Genomic DNA, 616 nt, shown 5'->3' on the forward strand with positions numbered 1-616 from the left:
CGGGAGGCTCAGGAGGCGGTTGCTAATATTTTGGTGGACTCAGGTAGCCAGGGTGTGGCTATTGAGGATAGTGCTGACTATCTGGGTCCTGTTGGCAAGTATGGTGAGCTCTTTCCAGAGGTCGTGCAGTCTGAGACGGTTAAAATTACGGCCTATTACCCTGATTCTATGGATATTGAGGCAATCAAGGATCAGGTCAATCAGGCTATCCAGCACTTGCCAGAATTTGGCTTGAAGATGGGTCAGACCCACCTATCTAGCCATGAATTGGCCGAGGAAGACTGGGCGGAAAATTGGAAGAAGTACTACAAACCAACTCGAATCAGCCATGATTTGACCATTGTCCCCTCTTGGACGGATTACCAAGTTGGAGCTGGAGAAAAGATTATCAAGCTGGACCCTGGTATGGCCTTTGGAACTGGTACCCATCCGACGACCGAGATGAGTCTCTACGCCCTGGAGCAGGTTCTGCGTGGCGGTGAGACTGTCCTAGATGTTGGAACCGGTTCGGGCGTGCTCTCCATTGCCAGCTCCCTCCTCGGGGCCAAGGACATCTACGCCTACGACCTAGATGGTGTAGCTGTGCGGGTGGCTCAGGAAAATATCGACCTCAACC

At 52.3% G+C, this 616-nt stretch carries 1 protein-coding gene; it reads left to right on the forward strand.

Annotated features, from left to right (window positions below):
• A partial coding sequence (locus FH871_RS34500) for a 50S ribosomal protein L11 methyltransferase (RefSeq protein ID WP_138995327.1) occupies positions 1-616 on the forward strand: 616 nt, incomplete at both ends.

The sequence above is a fragment of the Larkinella sp. C7 genome (genome assembly GCF_006149005.1).
In the GTDB taxonomy this organism is placed as follows: Bacteria; Bacteroidota; Bacteroidia; order Cytophagales; family Spirosomataceae; genus Larkinella.